General features: G+C 72.8%; 18 protein-coding genes and 1 tRNA gene. 15 read left to right on the top strand and 4 right to left on the bottom strand.

From position 1 onward, the window contains the following. The first annotated feature begins 110 nt into the window (after nt 1-110). The 9 genes from ACF1AG_RS18580 to ACF1AG_RS18540 all read left to right on the top strand — a co-directional run bounded on the left by ACF1AG_RS18580 (nt 111) and on the right by ACF1AG_RS18540 (nt 8,753). On the top strand, nt 111-782 hold the full coding sequence (locus ACF1AG_RS18580) for a GntR family transcriptional regulator (RefSeq protein ID WP_359600788.1): 672 nt from the start codon (nt 111-113) through the stop codon (nt 780-782). Between the two features lie 493 nt (nt 783-1,275). Next, entirely contained in the window at nt 1,276-3,258 is a 1,983-nt protein-coding gene (locus ACF1AG_RS18575) for an ATP-binding protein (protein WP_391810051.1), read from the top strand. Between the two features lie 56 nt (nt 3,259-3,314). Then, complete coding sequence (locus ACF1AG_RS18570) at nt 3,315-3,749, top strand: roadblock/LC7 domain-containing protein (protein WP_019522568.1); 435 nt, start codon at nt 3,315-3,317, stop codon at nt 3,747-3,749. Between the two features lie 2 nt (nt 3,750-3,751). Further along, nucleotides 3,752-4,123 carry a DUF742 domain-containing protein gene (locus tag ACF1AG_RS18565; RefSeq protein WP_359600829.1) on the top strand — a complete coding sequence of 124 codons (372 nt, stop codon included), beginning with the start codon at nt 3,752-3,754 and terminating at the stop codon, nt 4,121-4,123. Then, a complete protein-coding gene (locus tag ACF1AG_RS18560) occupies nt 4,101-4,733 on the top strand; it encodes an ATP/GTP-binding protein (RefSeq protein WP_359600790.1) in 633 nt (210 codons plus the stop codon). The genes ACF1AG_RS18565 and ACF1AG_RS18560 overlap by 23 nt, the downstream gene beginning before the upstream one ends. A gap of 59 nt (nt 4,734-4,792) precedes the next feature. Then, nucleotides 4,793-5,368, top strand: a complete 576-nt coding sequence (locus tag ACF1AG_RS18555) for a GAF domain-containing protein (protein WP_359600791.1) — start codon at nt 4,793-4,795, stop codon at nt 5,366-5,368. A 183-nt stretch (nt 5,369-5,551) separates the two neighbouring features. Next, nucleotides 5,552-6,583, top strand: a complete 1,032-nt coding sequence (gene tdh, locus ACF1AG_RS18550) for an L-threonine 3-dehydrogenase (RefSeq protein WP_391810050.1) — start codon at nt 5,552-5,554, stop codon at nt 6,581-6,583. Between the two features lie 28 nt (nt 6,584-6,611). After that, nucleotides 6,612-7,811, top strand: a complete 1,200-nt coding sequence (locus ACF1AG_RS18545) for a glycine C-acetyltransferase (RefSeq protein WP_359600793.1) — start codon at nt 6,612-6,614, stop codon at nt 7,809-7,811. Between the two features lie 36 nt (nt 7,812-7,847). Further along, on the top strand, nt 7,848-8,753 hold the full coding sequence (locus ACF1AG_RS18540; RefSeq protein WP_359748753.1) for a LysR family transcriptional regulator: 906 nt from the start codon (nt 7,848-7,850) through the stop codon (nt 8,751-8,753). A gap of 52 nt (nt 8,754-8,805) precedes the next feature. Here ACF1AG_RS18540 and ACF1AG_RS18535 read toward each other — a convergent pair whose 3' ends face one another. Further along, nucleotides 8,806-9,459: a TetR/AcrR family transcriptional regulator gene (locus tag ACF1AG_RS18535; protein WP_359600795.1), complete on the bottom strand. Its 654-nt coding sequence runs from the start codon at nt 9,457-9,459 to the stop codon at nt 8,806-8,808. Nucleotides 9,460-9,603: 144 nt separating this feature from the next. On the opposite strand from ACF1AG_RS18535, the gene ACF1AG_RS18530 reads away from it, so the two are divergent. From ACF1AG_RS18530 to ACF1AG_RS18515, 4 genes are read left to right on the top strand one after another with little or no spacing between them, the layout of a single operon-like run. Beyond that, nucleotides 9,604-10,362: an SDR family oxidoreductase gene (locus ACF1AG_RS18530; protein WP_359600796.1), complete on the top strand. Its 759-nt coding sequence runs from the start codon at nt 9,604-9,606 to the stop codon at nt 10,360-10,362. Between the two features lie 40 nt (nt 10,363-10,402). Continuing rightward, a complete protein-coding gene (locus tag ACF1AG_RS18525; protein WP_391810049.1) occupies nt 10,403-10,984 on the top strand; it encodes a helix-turn-helix domain-containing protein in 582 nt (193 codons plus the stop codon). Between the two features lie 35 nt (nt 10,985-11,019). Further along, nucleotides 11,020-11,607 (top strand): GNAT family N-acetyltransferase, encoded by a 588-nt coding sequence (locus tag ACF1AG_RS18520; RefSeq protein WP_387795293.1) that lies wholly within the window; start codon nt 11,020-11,022, stop codon nt 11,605-11,607. A 30-nt stretch (nt 11,608-11,637) separates the two neighbouring features. Next, nucleotides 11,638-11,997 (top strand): MmcQ/YjbR family DNA-binding protein, encoded by a 360-nt coding sequence (locus ACF1AG_RS18515; protein WP_391810048.1) that lies wholly within the window; start codon nt 11,638-11,640, stop codon nt 11,995-11,997. Between the two features lie 127 nt (nt 11,998-12,124). Here ACF1AG_RS18515 and ACF1AG_RS18510 read toward each other — a convergent pair whose 3' ends face one another. Continuing rightward, nucleotides 12,125-13,042 (bottom strand): transketolase, encoded by a 918-nt coding sequence (locus ACF1AG_RS18510; protein ID WP_359600799.1) that lies wholly within the window; start codon nt 13,040-13,042, stop codon nt 12,125-12,127. A gap of 60 nt (nt 13,043-13,102) precedes the next feature. Beyond that, complete coding sequence (locus ACF1AG_RS18505) at nt 13,103-13,810, bottom strand: transketolase (protein WP_359600800.1); 708 nt, start codon at nt 13,808-13,810, stop codon at nt 13,103-13,105. Nucleotides 13,811-13,958: 148 nt separating this feature from the next. Between ACF1AG_RS18505 and ACF1AG_RS18500 the strand changes: the two genes are divergently transcribed. Then, nucleotides 13,959-14,032 (top strand) — tRNA-Pro (locus tag ACF1AG_RS18500). A gap of 71 nt (nt 14,033-14,103) precedes the next feature. Here ACF1AG_RS18500 and ACF1AG_RS18495 read toward each other — a convergent pair. Beyond that, on the bottom strand, nt 14,104-14,709 hold the full coding sequence (locus ACF1AG_RS18495; RefSeq protein ID WP_391810047.1) for a dihydrofolate reductase family protein: 606 nt from the start codon (nt 14,707-14,709) through the stop codon (nt 14,104-14,106). A 253-nt stretch (nt 14,710-14,962) separates the two neighbouring features. Between ACF1AG_RS18495 and ACF1AG_RS18490 the strand changes: the two genes are divergently transcribed. Next, nucleotides 14,963-16,183 carry an ABC transporter substrate-binding protein gene (locus ACF1AG_RS18490; protein ID WP_359600802.1) on the top strand — a complete coding sequence of 407 codons (1,221 nt, stop codon included), beginning with the start codon at nt 14,963-14,965 and terminating at the stop codon, nt 16,181-16,183.

Raw genomic sequence — 16,183 nt, 5'->3', positions numbered from 1 at the left:
AAATGCTCACCAAATGGGATCCCGGGTGCGGTCGCCTCCGTACCGCGCACTAGGGTTCTCCCAGCGAGGGCCGCCGGGGACGGACGGAAGACGAGGGAGAGGTCGACGGAGTGACGGACAAGCTTACGGGCGCTGCCGGCCGCGAGTATGTGGCGAACGCCATCAGGCGGGCCCTGCGCGCCGGGGACCTGGTGCCCGGCCAGCGGCTCGTCGAGCTCGACCTCGCCGAGGCCTACGGGACCACGCGTGGCGCCGTCCGGGAGGCGCTGCAGGACCTCGCGGCCGAGGAGATCGTCGAGATCGTCCCCCGTCGAGGCGCCCGGATCCGCGCGGTGTCCGTCGAGGAGGCCGTCCAGATCACCGAGTGCCGGTCGGCGCTGGAGCAGCTGTGCGCGCGGAAGGCGGCGGGCCGGGCGAGCGACGAGCAGCGCGCGGAGCTGCGGCGGATCGGCGCCGACATGCGGCAGGCCGTCGCCGACGGCGCCTGGGACGCGTACTCCGCCCTCAATCAACGGCTGCACGAACTCGTCATCGAGGCCAGTGGGCAGGAGGTGGCGCGCCGTCAGCTCGAGCGGCTGAACGGGCCGATGGTCCGCTTCCAGTTCCGGCTCGCCCTGCGCCCCGGGCGCCCCGCGCAGTCCCTCCCGCAGCACCTGGCGATCGTCGACGCGGTCGCCGGCGCCGATCCGGAGGCGGCGGCAAGTGCGGTGGCGGCGCACCTGGACGACGTGATCGATCAGCTCCGGGCGTCCGCCGCGGGGTCGACGGCACCTCGCGTGTGACGGGTGCCGACACCTGCACTTCATTACACAGAGTGATGTTCTGCCCGAAGGGATGGAGCCGTCTCCGGGGCCCTTCCGGGACGGAGGGCGTCTGCCGGGGCGCGCTTCGTCCGGCTCACGCCCTTCGTTACACCCCCGCGCCTCGAGCGCTTACGTGACCGCTTCTGACCAGCGTTGATCGCCTGGTGATCACTCCCGTCGTATCCGCTCGAACGGTTATCGGTCTGTCGTACGACGCCTCATACCAGAGCGCGATGCTGTCCGCACGAGTTTGTCAACTGCCCACCGCACATGATGCGGTGACGACTACGGTGAGTGTCGGTCGCCCGGCGTGACGGCTCCCGACGGCTCATGTCGCAGGACGCCCGCGCCGAGGGCCGCGTCGTAGGGATCGGGATCAGGGAGCGGGGACCGGTACGTGCAGCCACAAGGCGGACGAGGGAGCCGACGGGGCGAGGAGCCCCGACACCCGGGGACGGTCGGCGCCACGGTCGTGGCCCGGACCCCTCAGAGCGGCGCAGCCCCGAAGGCCGCGCCCCCCGGCCCCGGCGCCCGTCGGGGCGGCGGCACCCCCTCCCGGCCGGAGCGCCGCGAGGGCGGGCGGCACGGACGTCCGCCCGCCCGGCCCGCGCCCGGCCTGCCCGAGTCGCACATACGGTCCCAGCTGCTCCGGCTCGCCGTGCTGCCGCCCGTCGCGGTGGCCCTCAGCGGCTGCGCCGCCGTGCTGTTCACGGTCCGCTCCAGCGGGATGAGGCCGACCGGCGCGCTGTGGTTCGTGCTCTGCGGCGCCACCGCCGTGGCCCTCGCCGGCATCGTCATCGCCGCCGTGGCCGCCGAGCGCGCGGCCCGGTCCGTGCACGACCGCGTGGGCGTCCTGCGCCGCAGCACGGCACGGCGCGAGGCGGACCTGCACGCGCTCGTCGAGGCGCTGCGCAACGGCGAACCGCCGCCCCCGCGCGGACGGCGCAACGAACGCGGCGGCGACGGCGACGAGTTCGACCAGCTCGCCGGCGACCTCGCCCGCGCCCACGACGGCGCGGTCACCGCCGTGGTGCAGGCGGCGCAGCTCTCGAGCCAGGCGGGCAGCGAGCAGAAGCTCGAGGTGTTCGTCAACCTCGCCCGGCGGCTGCAGTCCCTCGTCCACCGCGAGATCTCCATCCTCGACGAGCTGGAGAACGAGATGGAGGACCCCGACCTGCTCAAGGGGCTCTTCCACGTCGACCACCTCGCCACCCGCATCCGCCGCCACGCGGAGAACCTCGCCGTGCTCGGCGGGGCCGTCTCCCGACGGCAGTGGAGCAACCCGGTGCCCATGACCGAGGTGCTGCGCTCCGCGATCGCCGAGGTCGAGCAGTACTCGCGGGTCAAGCTCGTGCCGCCGATCGACGGCACACTGCGCGGCCACGCGGTCGCCGACGTCATCCACCTGCTCGCCGAACTCGTGGAGAACGCGACCGTGTTCTCCGCCCCGCACACCCAGGTGCTGCTGCGGGCGAACCTGGTCACCTCCGGACTGGCCGTCGAGGTCGAGGACCGCGGCCTCGGGATGCCCGTCGGCGAGCAGGACCGGATGAACGCGCTGCTCACCGACCCCGACCAGGTGCACGTCGCCAGCCTGCTGGCCGACGGGCGGATCGGCCTGTTCGTGGTCTCCCAGCTCGCCCGGCGGCACGGCATCCACGTCCGGCTGCAGACCAACATCTACGGCGGGGTGCAGGCCGTACTGGTGGTGCCGCAGTCCCTGCTCGGCGGGGAACCGGCCGCCGTGACCGGGGCGCCCGGGACGACCGCACCACTGCCCCCGGCGGACGGCGGCACCGGACCGGCGGGGCGTCACACCCCGGCGCTGTCCGGCCCTGTCGACACCCGGGCGGACGCGTCGGTCCACCCGCCGGTGAACACGGTGACGGACGCCCACGCGGAGGACGACACGGCCGCCGTGTCCGCCCTCACCCCCGCCGCCCACCCCGGCCGGCCCCCGGCCGCGCCCCCCGACAACGGCACCCTCCCCCCGCCGCTGCCCCTGCGCGGCGCCCGTACCACCCGCCCCACCCCCGCCGAAGCCGTCCCCGGCGTCCATCACACCGGGCACGCCACGCACACCGGGCACGCCACGCACACCGCGCCCGACGGACACCCCGCGCCCGGCGGGCCGGGCGGCGGGACCGCCACGGCCGGGGACGCGCCCACCCCGCTCGTCCCCCGCACCACCCCGGTGCGCGGCACCATGGGCAAGCCCCAACTGCCCCGCCGCCGCGCCCAGGAGCACATCGCGCCGCAGCTCCGCGACGGGCCCGCACCCCGCCAGGACAGCGAGCACGTCGCCGGCCACGACCCCCAGCTGATGGCCGCCTTCCAACGGGGCATCAGCCTCGCGGAGTCCCAGCCGGAGTCCCCCGCGCCCGCGCGGCCGGCCGATCCCGCACGCCGAACCGACCACACCGTCCGGCACGACGGGAGCGCGTCCGCCGGATGACCGTCGCCACCCCCAGCGCTCCCGCAGACCTTCGTACCCCAAGGAGTCGATCCACCATGGCGAGCGATGCGCCGACCGCCCAGGTTTCCGACCTCGACTGGCTGATGAGCGGCCTCGTGCAACGCGTACCGCACACCCGTAGCGCCGTCCTGCTGTCCTGCGACGGGCTGGTGAAGTCCGTCCACGGCCTCGACCCGGACGCCGCCGACCACATGGCCGCCCTCGCCTCCGGCCTGTACTCCCTCGGCCGCAGCGCCGGCGTCCGCTTCGGCGACGGCGGCGACGTCCGGCAGGTCGTCGTCGAGCTCGACTCGACGCTGCTGTTCGTCACCACCGCCGGCTCCGGCACCTGCCTCGCCGTGATGGCCGGCCGCGAGGCCGACGCGGCGGTGCTCGGCTACGAGATGGCGATGCTGGTCAAGTCCGTACGGCCGTACCTGATGACCGCTCCCCGGCAGCAGGGCGTCGAGCCCCCGGCGATGAGGCCTTGAGCGTGCAGGCGGCCGGTGACGGGCCGTGGCTCGACGACGCGGCCGGCCGGCTGGTACGCCCCTTCACGGTCAGCAACGGGCGTACCCGTCCGACCGTCGCCCTCGACCTCATGTCGCAGGTGCGGGCCACCGGCGCCACCCCCCTCGGCCATCTCGGCCCCGAGCACGCGAAGGCCCTGGACCTGTGCCGCGCACCCGTCCCGGTCGCCGAGGTCTCCGCCCACCTCGGGCTGCCGGTGGCCGTCACCAAGGTGCTGCTGGCGGACCTCGTCGACTGCGGGGCGCTGACCGACAAACCCCCCGCGTTCCACCACAACCCCACGGACCGGGCCCTTCTGGAGGCAGTGCTCGATGGACTACGACGACAGCTCTGACCGGGTCGACGGCGCCGGGCACGGCGGCGACGACCTGTTCCCGACCGCCCTCAAGATCCTGGTGGCGGGCGGGTTCGGGGTCGGCAAGACCACCTTCGTGGGCGCGGTCAGCGAGATCGCGCCGCTCAGCACGGAGGAACTGCTGACCACCGTCAGCGCCGCCACCGACAAACTCGACGGCATCGAGAACAAGGTCGAGACGACCGTGGCGATGGACTTCGGCCGCATCACCCTCGACCGCGAACACGTGCTCTACCTGTTCGGCACGCCCGGCCAGGAACGCTTCTGGTTCATGTGGGACGAGCTGTGCGAGGGTGCGCTCGGCGCCGTCATCCTCGCCGACACCCGGCGCCTGGAGGAGTGCTTCGCCGCGGTCGACTTCTTCGAGCAGCGCGGCCTCGGATTCATCGTCGCCGTCAACGAGTTCGACGGCGCCCACCGCTACGACCCCGGGGAGGTGCGCGCCGCCCTCGACCTGCCCGAGGAGGTGCCCGTCGTCCGCTGCGACGCCCGGATCTCCAGCTCCGGCGTTCAGACCCTGCTCATGCTCGTCCGCCATCTCATCGCGCACGCGCCCGCCACACCCACGGGGTACGGCGCCCCCATGTGATCCCCGCACACCCCACGGAGCCCGTCCATGAACTTCGCCCACGCCCCCGGAGCCCGCCCATGAGCTACGACCCGCCCCGCCCGGCCGGTCGGCTGCTGCTCACCCCGGAGGACCGGCAGGCGCCGGAGCGCGCCCGCAGGCTGCGCCGGCTGGGATTCGGGGAGCGCCCCGATCCCGAGCTGGACGCGTTCGCCCGCGGTCTCGCCGAGCTCACCGGGGCGCCGTACGCCGTGGTCAACCTCCCCGGCGAGCACGGGCAGTTCTTCGCGGGTCTGCACACCCCGGGCGTCGCCCCCGTCCTGCGCAGCGACGGCACCGGCGCCCTGCTCGGCCGGGCGCTGCCCCGCGACCACGGCTTCTGCCCCCACGTCATCGCCCGCGGCAGGGCGCTGGTGCTGGAGGACGTGAGTGACTATCCGCGCTTCGCGGGCAATGCGGTGGTGGACGAGTTCGGCGTCCGCTCCTACATGGGGGCGCCGCTCACCGACGGCACCGGCATGGTGCTGGGCACCGTGGCGGTCAGCGACGTACGGCCCCGCGGCTGGGGGCAGCCCGGCCTCGCCGCCATCAAGGCGCAGGCCGCGGAGCTCGCCGCGCGGCTGGAGCGCCGGGAGGGCGACGGGCTGCCGCTGTGACGCGAGGCGCACGCCCGCGCCCGGACGGGTGACGCGTGAAGCAAAGCTGTGGCCGCGCTTAAGAAATCCTCGATGGACCGGTGAGGGTGTTGTACGGCAGATTGCAGTCGATTCCACTCCTCTTCCCGGACCGGGCCGCCTCGGCATGCCCGCACCCGGGACTCACCCTCAGGAGCCGTAGCGTTGAAGGCGCTGGTCAAGGAGAAGGCGGAGCCCGGGCTGTGGCTCACGGACGTCCCGGAGCCCGCCGTCGGACCCGGCGACGTGCTGATCATGGTGCTGCGCACCGGTATCTGCGGCACCGACCTGCACATCCGGAACTGGGACGGCTGGGCCCAGCAGACGATCGACACCCCGCTGGTCCTCGGACACGAGTTCGTCGGTGAGGTCGTGGAGACCGGGCGGGACGTCCCCGACGACATCAAGCCCGGTGACCGGGTCAGCGGCGAGGGCCACCTGGTGTGCGGCAAGTGCCGCAACTGCCTGGCCGGCCGCCGCCACCTGTGCCGCGCCACGGTCGGCCTCGGCGTGGGACGCGACGGCGCGTTCGCCGAGTACGTCGTGCTCCCCGCGACGAACGTCTGGGTGCACCGGGTCCCCGTCGACCTCGACATCGCCGCGATCTTCGACCCGTTCGGCAACGCCGTGCACACCGCGCTGTCCTTCCCGCTGGTCGGCGAGGACGTCCTGATCACCGGCGCCGGGCCGATCGGCCTGATGGCCGCCGCCGTGGCCCGGCACGCCGGAGCGCGCAACGTCGTCATCACCGACGTCAGCGAGGAGCGCCTGGAGCTCGCCCGCAAGATCGGCGCGACCCTGGCGCTGAACGTCGCCGAGTCGACGATCGCCGACGGGCAGCACACCCTCGGCCTGCGCGAGGGCTTCGACATCGGCCTGGAGATGTCCGGCCGCCCCGAGGCGATGCGCGACATGATCGCCAACATGACGCACGGCGGCCGCATCGCCATGCTCGGCCTGCCCGCCGAGGAGTTCCCGGTCGACTGGTCCCGGATCGTCACCTCGATGATCACCGTCAAGGGCATCTACGGCCGTGAGATGTTCGAGACCTGGTACGCCATGTCGGTGCTGCTGGAGGGCGGGCTCGACCTCGCCCCCGTGATCACCGGCCGCTACTCCCACCGCGACTTCGAGGCCGCCTTCGAGGACGCCGCCGGCGGCAAGGGCGGCAAGGTCATCCTCGACTGGACCGCGTAAGCCATCTGCCTCCCAAGGAGCTTCTGAGATGTTCGACTCCGTGCGCGACGACCTGCGCGCCACCCTCGACGAGATCCGCGCCGCCGGGCTGCACAAGCCCGAGCGCGTCATCGGCACCCCGCAGTCCGCGACCGTGAACGTCACCGCCGGCGGCCGCCCCGGCGAGGTCCTCAACTTCTGCGCCAACAACTACCTGGGCCTCGCCGACCACCCCGAGGTGATCGCCGCCGCCCACGAGGCCCTGGACCGCTGGGGCTACGGCATGGCGTCCGTCCGCTTCATCTGCGGCACCCAGGAGGTGCACAAGGAGCTGGAGGCGCGGCTGTCGTCGTTCCTCGGCCAGGAGGACACGATCCTCTACTCCTCCTGCTTCGACGCCAACGGCGGCGTGTTCGAGACGCTGCTCGGCCCCGAGGACGCGGTCATCTCCGACGCGCTCAACCACGCGTCGATCATCGACGGCATCCGGCTGTCCAAGGCCCGCCGCTTCCGCTACGCCAACCGTGACATGGCCGACCTGGAGTGCCGGCTGAAGGAGGCCGCCGAGGGCGGCGCCCGCCGGAAGCTCATCGTCACCGACGGCGTCTTCTCCATGGACGGCTACGTCGCCCCGCTGGACGAGATCTGCGACCTCGCCGACCGGCACGGCGCGATGGTCATGGTCGACGACTCGCACGCCGTCGGCTTCGTCGGCCCCGGCGGCCGCGGCACCCCCGAGCTGCACGGGGTGATGGACCGCGTCGACATCATCACCGGCACGCTCGGCAAGGCCCTCGGCGGCGCCTCCGGCGGCTATGTCGCCGCCCGCGCCGAGATCGTCGCACTGCTGCGCCAGCGCTCCCGCCCGTACCTGTTCTCCAACACGCTCGCCCCGGTCATCGCCGCCGCCTCCCTGAAGGTCCTCGACCTGCTGGAGTCCGCCGACGACCTGCGCGTCCGCCTGGCCGAGAACACCGCCCTGTTCCGCCGGCGGATGACCGAGGAGGGATTCGACATCCTCCCCGGCGACCACGCCATCGCCCCCGTGATGATCGGCGACGCCTCCCGCGCCGGACGCATGGCGGAGCTGCTGCTCGAGCGCGGCGTGTACGTGATCGGGTTCTCCTACCCGGTCGTGCCCCAGGGCCAGGCCCGCATTCGCGTGCAGCTCTCGGCCGCGCACTCCACGGACGACGTGAACCGTGCCGTCGACGCCTTCGTCGCGGCCCGTGCGGAGCTCGACGCCTGACCGTCGCGCACCGCTGCATTTGAGACAATCGATCCCATGATCGAAGCGCGGCGGCTCCACATCCTCCGTGCGGTGGCGGACCACCGCACGGTCACCGCGGCGGCCGCCGCGCTGTACCTCACCCCCTCGGCCGTCTCCCAGCAGCTCACCGCGCTGGAGCAGGAGACCGGTCACCGCCTGGTCGAGCGCGGCGCCAAGGGCGTACGGCTGACCCCGGCCGGGGAGATCCTGCTCAGCCACACCCACGCGGTACTCGCCCAGCTGGAGCGGGCCGAGGCCGAGCTGGCCGCGTACGGGGCGGGGGAGGCCGGCACCGTCACGGTCGCCGCCTTCGCCACCGGCATCGCGCAGGTCGTCGCACCTTCGGTGGCCCGGCTCGCGCGGTCGGCGCCCGGCATCCGCATCAGGGTGCAGGACGCGGAGGGCGACGCGAGCCTCCCGATGGTGCTGGACCGGCAGGTCGACGTCGCCGTGGCGGTCGAGTACCGGGGGGCGCCCGCCGCCGACGACCCGCGGCTGACGCACGTCCCCCTGTACGCCGAGCCGTTCGACGCGGTCGTTCCCGTCACCCACCGCCTCGCCGACGGGCCCGAGGTGCCGCTCGCGGAGCTGGCCAAGGACCCCTGGATCGGCCCGTACCCCGGCAACCCCTGCCACGACGTGGTGGTGCTGGCCTGCGAGAACGCCGGATTCCAGCCGCGTCTCGAACACTCCTCGGACGACTTCCGCGCCGTCGTCGCGCTCGCTTCCGCGGACGTCGGCGTGGCCCTCGTGCCCCGGTCGGCGCTGCGCGGGACGGACCTCACCGGCGTGGTCGTGCGCCCGGTCGACGGGGTGGCGCCCACGCGCCGGGTGTTCGCCGCCGTGCGCCGGGGCGCGGAGGGGCATCCGCTGATCCGCCCGGTGCTGGACGCGCTCCGCGCGGCCGCCGAGGACGCCTGAGAGGCCCTCGCCGGACGAAGGCGACCCGCATGTCGAGCGTGGAGCGCCGCGGTCAGCCTTCCGGCTTCGGGTCGGGCCGGCGGGCCGGGGCGTATCTGGCGAGCATGGTCCGGACGGCCTCGTCGACGGCGTGGTGGATGTCGGAGGCCGTGGGGTCCCAGTCGGTCAGCAGCATGCGCGGCCACAGGACGTAGTTGGCGATCATGCCGAGGAACTGGTTCGCGGCGCTCTCGGCGTCCGGCACCTCGGCGTTGCCCGCCTCGTGCTCGGCTTCCAGGTACTGCTGGACGGACGTGAAGTAGGGCAGTTTGCCGAGCTGGAACTGCATCCGTCCCAGTTCGGGGAAACGAGGCAGTTCGGCGATCACGATCCGGAACAGGGCGGCCATGCCGGGCCGCCCGACCAGGTCGGCATAGCGGCGGCCGATGGCGGTCAGCCCGGAACGCAGGTCTCCTGTCCGCGGCCGCGCGGCCTCGTCGTCGGCGTCACGCTGCCAGGACTCGGCGACGATGGCCTCGAAGAGTGCCGCCTTGGTCGGGAACTGCTTGAACAGCGTGGACTTCGAGACCCCGGCCGCTTCGGCGATCCGGGCCAGCGAGGTGCCGTCGTAGCCACGGTCCAGGAACAGTTCCGTGGCCGCGGTGATGATCGCCTCCCGCTTGCGCTGAGCGAGTCTGCGGTGGTGTACGGAGAGCTCTGCTGCCATGCGGACAGTATGCCGTAAACCCGAGGCGAGTCACTTGACTCGCCTTTCGGTCCTGCTACGGTGGGAGAGGAAGGTGAGTCGAGTGACTCGCATCGCATCTGCGACGCCGGATGATCCGGTGGCCGCGCAGCGAAGGGACCCTCCATGACGAGCGACAGGATCGCCTTGGTGACCGGTGCGAATCGCGGCCTTGGACGCGCCACGGCCGTCGCCCTGGCCGCGCGCGGCGTACGAGTCCTGCTCACCCACCGCGGCGACGCGGACGGGGCCGGGGAGACGGCGGAACAGGTGCGGGCGGCGGGCGGGACCGCCGCCGTGCTCCGGCTCGACATCGGTGACGTCTCCTCCTTCCCGTCCTTCACCTCCGCACTGGGTGAGCAGTTGGAGCGCTGGGGTGCCTCGCGGTTCGACATCCTGGTCAACAACGCCGGGGTGGGGGTCTTCGGACTACTGGAGGGCGTCACGACCGACGACTTCGACACGGTGATGGGCACCAACGTCCGGGGCACGTTCTTCCTCACCCAGGCGCTCGTGCCGCTGCTGGCCCAGGGTGGCCACGTCATCAACGTCTCGACGTCACTGACTCGGCACACCAGTCCCGCCACGTCGGTCTACTCCGCCTCGAAGGCAGCCGTCGAAGCCCTGAGCCGCACCCTCGCCGCCGAGCTCGGCCCGCGCGGCATCCGGGTCAACTCCGTCGCCCCCGGGCCGACCGCCACGGACTTCAACGGCGGGGCGATGCGGGACGACGCCGGGATGCGCCAGGTTCTGGGCGGGCAGACCGCGCTCGGCCGCGTCGGCGAACCCGAGGAGATCGGCGACGCCATCGCGACCCTGGCCTCCGACGGCCTGCGCTGGGTCACCGCTCAGCGGATCGAGGTCTCCGGCGGCGCCCTCCTCTGAGGTCTTCCGGGCTGTTCACATTCGGGATATCGTCCCGGATATGAAACAGGGGCAAGGGCTCGTCCCCGATCCCGTCGACGTCCGGCTCGGTGCGCGTCTGTCCGAACTCCGCGCCGAACACGGCTGGTCCTTGGGGGAGTTGGCCGAGCGCAGCGGCATCAGCCGGTCCACGCTGTCCCGCGCCGAGCGGGCCGAGACCAGCCCCACCGCCTCCCTGCTGAACCGCCTCTGCGTCGTCTACGGCCGCACCATGTCCCAGCTGCTCAGCGAGATCGAGGCGGAGCCGGCACCGGTGGTGCGCGCCGCCGACCAGCCGGTGTGGCGGGACAAGGCCTCCGGCTTCGTCCGCCGCTCCGTGTCCCCGCCGCACGCCGGACTGCGCGGCGAACTCGTCGAGGGCCGCCTCACCGTCGGTGCGGACATTCCCTACGACCGGCCGCCCGTCCCCGGCCTGGAACAGCACATCTGGGTGCTCGAAGGCACGCTGGCCGTCACCGTCGGCGACATCGGGCACCTCGTGGGCGAGGGCGACTGTCTCCGGCTCCGCGTCCGGGGCCCCACCCGCTTCCGCTGCCCCGGCCCCGGGAACGTCCGCTACGTGCTGGCGGTGGTGCGCCCGTGAACATCGAACGCCCCGATGCCGCCCGGCTCCTGGAGATGACCGGCGCGCTGGCCGACCTGCTCGCCGACGCCGTGGAGGGCGGCGCGTCCGTCGGCTTCCTCGCCCCGCTCGACCACCCGGCCGCCGTCGCCTGGTGGACGGAGCGGTGCGCGGCTGTCGCCGCCGGACGGCTCACGGTGTGGACCGCGTCCGAGGAGCCGGGACGGGTGCTGGGCACCGTGAGCCTCGCCCTGCCCGCGGACAAGCCGAACAGCGCGCACCGCGCGGAACTGGTGAAGCTGATGGTGCGCCGCTCGGCGCGCGGCAAGGGCCTCGGCCGCCGGCTGCTGGCGGTCGCGGAGGAGGCGGCGGCCGCGGACGGCATCACCCTGCTGCACCTGGACACCGAGACCGGCAGCCCCGCCGAGCACCTGTACCGCACGTCCGGCTGGACCGAGGTCGGCGCGATTCCGGACTACGCGGCCGACCCGGCCGGCGTGCTGCGGCCGACGACGATCTACTACAAGAGGCCGGTTCTTCCGGATCCGCGCGAGGGCAACACCCTTCAGGGGCGCGGGGAACTGCGCAACGGGGGCCCGGGGGCGGAGCCCCCGGAACCGGGAGCGGCGGGCGCCGAACGGTGACTGTCCGTCCCACCCGCTACCGTGCCAGCCATGCCGGATGCCGAAGACGTACGACGGATCGCCCTGTCCCTGCCGGACACCACGGAGAAGGTCGCCTGGAGCATGCCCACGTTCCGGGTCGCGGGGAAGATGTTCGCCACCCTGCCGGAGGAGGAGACGTCGATCGCCGTGCGCTGCCCCAAGGAGGAGCGGGACGAACTGGCCCTCGCCGAGCCGGAGAAGTTCTGGATCGCGGACCACGAGGCGCAGTTCGCGTGGGTGCGGGTCCGGCTCGCGGCGCTGGAGGACGAGGACGAACTGCGGGACATCCTCGCCGACTCCTGGCGCCAGGCCGCCCCGCCCCGGCTGCTGGATGCGCACCCCCGGCTGGGGCTGCCGTCCGGGGGCTGACGGAGCCGGGCCGTCCGGCCCCCTCCCGTTGTCAGTGCCCCGTGACATGATCCCGATCACGCGTGGCCGCCGGGTCCGGAGGGGGGGCCCGGCGGCCGCCGCGCGCACCCCGCCCCAGGCGGCCGGCTCAGGCACCGGCGGGCACGGCACCGGCGGTGAACCGAGTGATCCGCTCGCGCAGCGACCGCGCGTCCAGGCCGTGCGCCGCGACGTGCTCGTCGATCTGCCCGTAGCGGCGCAGCTCCGCCCGGCCCACGCCCAGCCCCAGCACCCGGTGCGGCACGTCGGCCAGCGCGTCGTTGGCCGCCGCCGTCGACGTCCCCGCCAGATACGGCTCCACCAGCACGACGTCCGTCCCCGCAGTCGCCGTGGCCCGGCGCAGCGCCGCCGCGTCGAAGGGGCGGACGGTGGCGGCGTACAGGACGGTGACGTCCAGGCCCTCCGTCGCCGCGAGCACGGCGTCCAGCATCGGCCCGACCGCGACCACCACCCCCGCGCGCCCCTCCCGCACCGTGAGGAACCGCTGCCCGTCCACGGGCCGCCCGGCCGCGTTGGACTGAAGGGAGAGCCGGACGTACACCTTGTCGTCGCCGGCGGCCACCGCGTGCCGCAGCAGCGTCTCGGCCTCGTCCGGATGCCCGGGCACGTGCACCGTCCACCCGTCCAGGGTGTCGAGCAGCGCCACGTCGCCCGGCGCCATGTGGGTGTAGCCGCCGGCGGGCCAGTCGAAGGAGGCGGCGGCGCTCACCAGCACCGCGCCCACGTCCTGGTGCCCCAGGTCCAGCTTGACCTGCTCGAACGGCCGCTCGACGAGGAAGCTGGCGAAGGTGTGCGCCACGGGGCGCATCCCGGCCAGCGCCATCCCGGACGCCGCGCCGACCAGCAGTTGCTCCCGGATGCCGACGTTGACCACCCGGTCAGGGTGGCGGCGCCGGGCGTCGGCGAAGCCGTCCGCGCCGATCTCCGCGAGAACCACGGCGACCCGCGGGTCCTCGTCCAGCAGCCGGGTGACGACGGGAACGAAACGATCACGCATGGTGTCCACGGGAAACGTCCTTCCGAAGAGCGGTGAGGATGAGTGAGGTGTCGGGAGGGGAGGGGGCGCTCACGCGTTCTTGGGCTCGACGCGCGCCACGACCACGTGCGGCCTGCCCGGGTGCGGGGCGGTGAACGCGGCGTACAGCGCCTCGTGGTCACGGCCGTCGACCGTGCGGGCGGACCACCCGGCCGCCTCGAACCGCGCGGCGATCCCGCCCGGACGGGCGTACGACGCCGAGGCGTTGTCGACGACGACCGTGTGCAGCCGGTTCAGGCCCGCGGGGCCGGCGAAGGCGATCGCCTCGTGGTTGCTGCCCTCGTCCAGTTCGGCGTCCCCGATGAGCGTCCACACCGCCGGGTCGTGCAGCCCCTGGGCGCGCAGCCCGAGCGCCGTGCCCACCGCGATCGGCAGCCCGTGCCCCAGCGACCCGCTGCCGATCTCCACGCCCGGCACGAGCGTCCGGTCCGGGTGATGACCGAGCGGGGAGTCGTAGGAGCCGAAGGCGGGCAGCCGGTCCACCGGCAGGAATCCCTTCGCGGCCAGGACGGCGTAGTACGCCATCGGCCCGTGTCCCTTCGACAGCAGGAACCGGTCCCGTCCCGGGTGGCCGGCGCTGTCCGGGCCGACCCGGAGCACCCGGTCGTAGAGGACCCACAGCACGTCCAGCGTGGACGTCGCGGCAGGTCCGTGCTTCTCGTCCCCGGTCATCAGCCCCATCAGGCCCGGGAGATCGGAGTATCCGAACGTCTGCGTGCGCTGCTCGGTGATCGTCATGAGTCGATCGTGCGACCTCAACCGAAGTTGAGGTCAAGTGTCACCCGGAGGTGTTGCGCGCGGGGAAACGGATGCGCGATCACCGTCCTGAGTGCGGTATGGTTTCCGTGCGCGTTCGGCCGGGGGAATCCCCAGGTCAGGCGGGCAACGGGACGTGGCGCAGCTTGGTAGCGCACTTGACTGGGGGTCAAGGGGTCGCAGGTTCAAATCCTGTCGTCCCGACTTGTGCGAGTCGTGAATCAGGGCCGGTACCGGATGACATCCGGTACCGGCCCTGACGCATGTCGCTCCCGTCAGGCGGGGGCGCCCAGGGGCGGGTGCTCAAGCACGCGGGGCGTGTACTCGACCAGCTGGGTACAGCCGTCGAAGGTGCGGCTCCCGGTCATCTCGAGGGCCACGTCCGGGTAGCCGTCGTAGATGCGTTCCGCGCCTGTGGCCCCGGTGATCACCGGGAACATCACCACCCGGAAGCGGTCGACGAGGCCCGCCCGCAGCAGGGACCGGGACAGGCTGAGGCTGCCGATGGTGCTGAGGATCCCCGACCCGCTCTCCTTCAGGGCGCGGACGGCCTCCACGGCGTCGTCGCGGACGAGCGTGCAGTTCGCCCACTTCAGCGGCTCCTCCAGCGAGGAGGAGAACACCACCTTGGGCGCCCGCGTGAGCTGGTCGACGGACTCCTTCTCCTCGTCCCTGAACTCGTCCTGGCCGGCCGGGACGTCGCCCCCGGCGAAGCCGGACATCAGTCGGTAGGTGTTCGCTCCCATCAGGTACGTGACCTCGGGCTGTTCGCCGAGCCAGGCGAGGTACTCCGGGCCTTCGAGGCCCCAGAACCCGGGCCACCCCTCTCCCGACGCGTAGCCGTCGAGGGAGGTGATGAAGTCGACGAGAAGCTCTGACATGGCGGTGTCCTTTCCTGGAGTGTCACGAGTGCGGACCGCCCGGAGGGCGCGAACTCATCGGTCCGGGCGCCCTAAGAATCGCCCGCGTATGTCCTTGATGTCGCTTTCCTGGCTATCTAACGTTCCGGCGGAGACACCGTCGCGGGTTCCGACGCCCGTGCCGCCGTCCCGGAAGCGAGGTGTGGAGCGATTGCACGCGAGGTGCGGACGTCACAGAAGGCCGCGGCGCGCACGGGCGCTGCTCGCCCTGACCGTGCTCGCCTCGACGCTCGCCGCCTGCGGCGGTGACGACGAGAGCTCCCGCCCCACCCTCAACTGGTACAACTTCCCCGACGACTCCGGCGCCCTCCAGGAGGCCGCCGACCGGTGCAGCCGGGACTCCGGGGGGCGCTACCGCATCGTCTACAACAAGCTGCCCCGCGCGGCCGACGGCCAGCGCCAGCAGATGGTGCGCCGCCTCGCCGCCGAGGACGACTCCCTCGACATCCTGGGCCTGGACGTCACCTGGGCCGCCGAGTTCGCCGAGGCCCGCTGGATCAAGGAGTGGACCGGCGAGAACAAGCGCCGGGCCACCGAGGGCACCCTCGACGTGCCGATCCAGACGGCGACCTGGAAGGGCAAGCTCTACGCGGTCCCGTACAACACCAACATCCAACTGCTCTGGTACCGCAGCGACCTCGTGCCGAAGCCGCCCACGACCTGGGCCGAGATGCTGGACATGTCCCGCGACCTGGCCCGGCAGGGCAAACCGCACTACGCCGAGATCCAGGGCGCCCAGTACGAGGGCCTCACCGTCTGGTTCAACTCCCTGATCAACAGCGCCGGCGGCACCATCCTCAACCCGAGCGCCACCGAGCCCTCCCTCGGCCCGCCCGCCGTGAAGGCCGCCTCGATCATGCGGGACCTCGCCCGCTCCCCGGCCGCCGACCCCTCCCTGCCCAACCAGATGGAGGACCAGAACCGGCTCGCCATGGAGTCGGGAGTCGCCGCCTTCGAGATCAACTACCCGTTCGTCTATCCGTCGATGAAGAGCAACAACCCCACGCTCTTCAAGAACTTCCGCTGGGCGGTCTACCCCCGCGTGGACGCCGACCGCCCCTCCCGCCCCACCATCGGCGGCATCGACCTCGCCGTCAGCGCCTACTCCCGCCACCCCGACCTGGCCTTCGACGCCGCCCTGTGCCTGCGCGACCGGGAGAACCAGCTCAACGCGGCGCTCAAGGGCGGACTCCCGCCCACCCTCCGCGCCCTCTACGACGAGCCGGAGTTCATGAAGGAGTACCCCTTCTCCAAGGAGGTCCTGAGCTCCCTGGAGTCGGCGAGCGTACGGCCGCTCACCCCCGCCTACCAGAACGTGTCGATCGCCGTCTCGCACACCCTGTCCCCGCCCTCCGACATCCAGCCGGAGAGCGACGTCTCCACCATCAGGGAACAGATCGACGAGGCCCTGCGATCCGAGGGTGTGATCCCGTGA

Source organism: Streptomyces sp. NPDC014764 (assembly GCF_043082785.1).
Taxonomy (GTDB): Bacteria; Actinomycetota; Actinomycetes; order Streptomycetales; family Streptomycetaceae; genus Streptomyces; species Streptomyces althioticus.
This window is presented reverse-complemented; position numbering and strand designations above follow the sequence as displayed.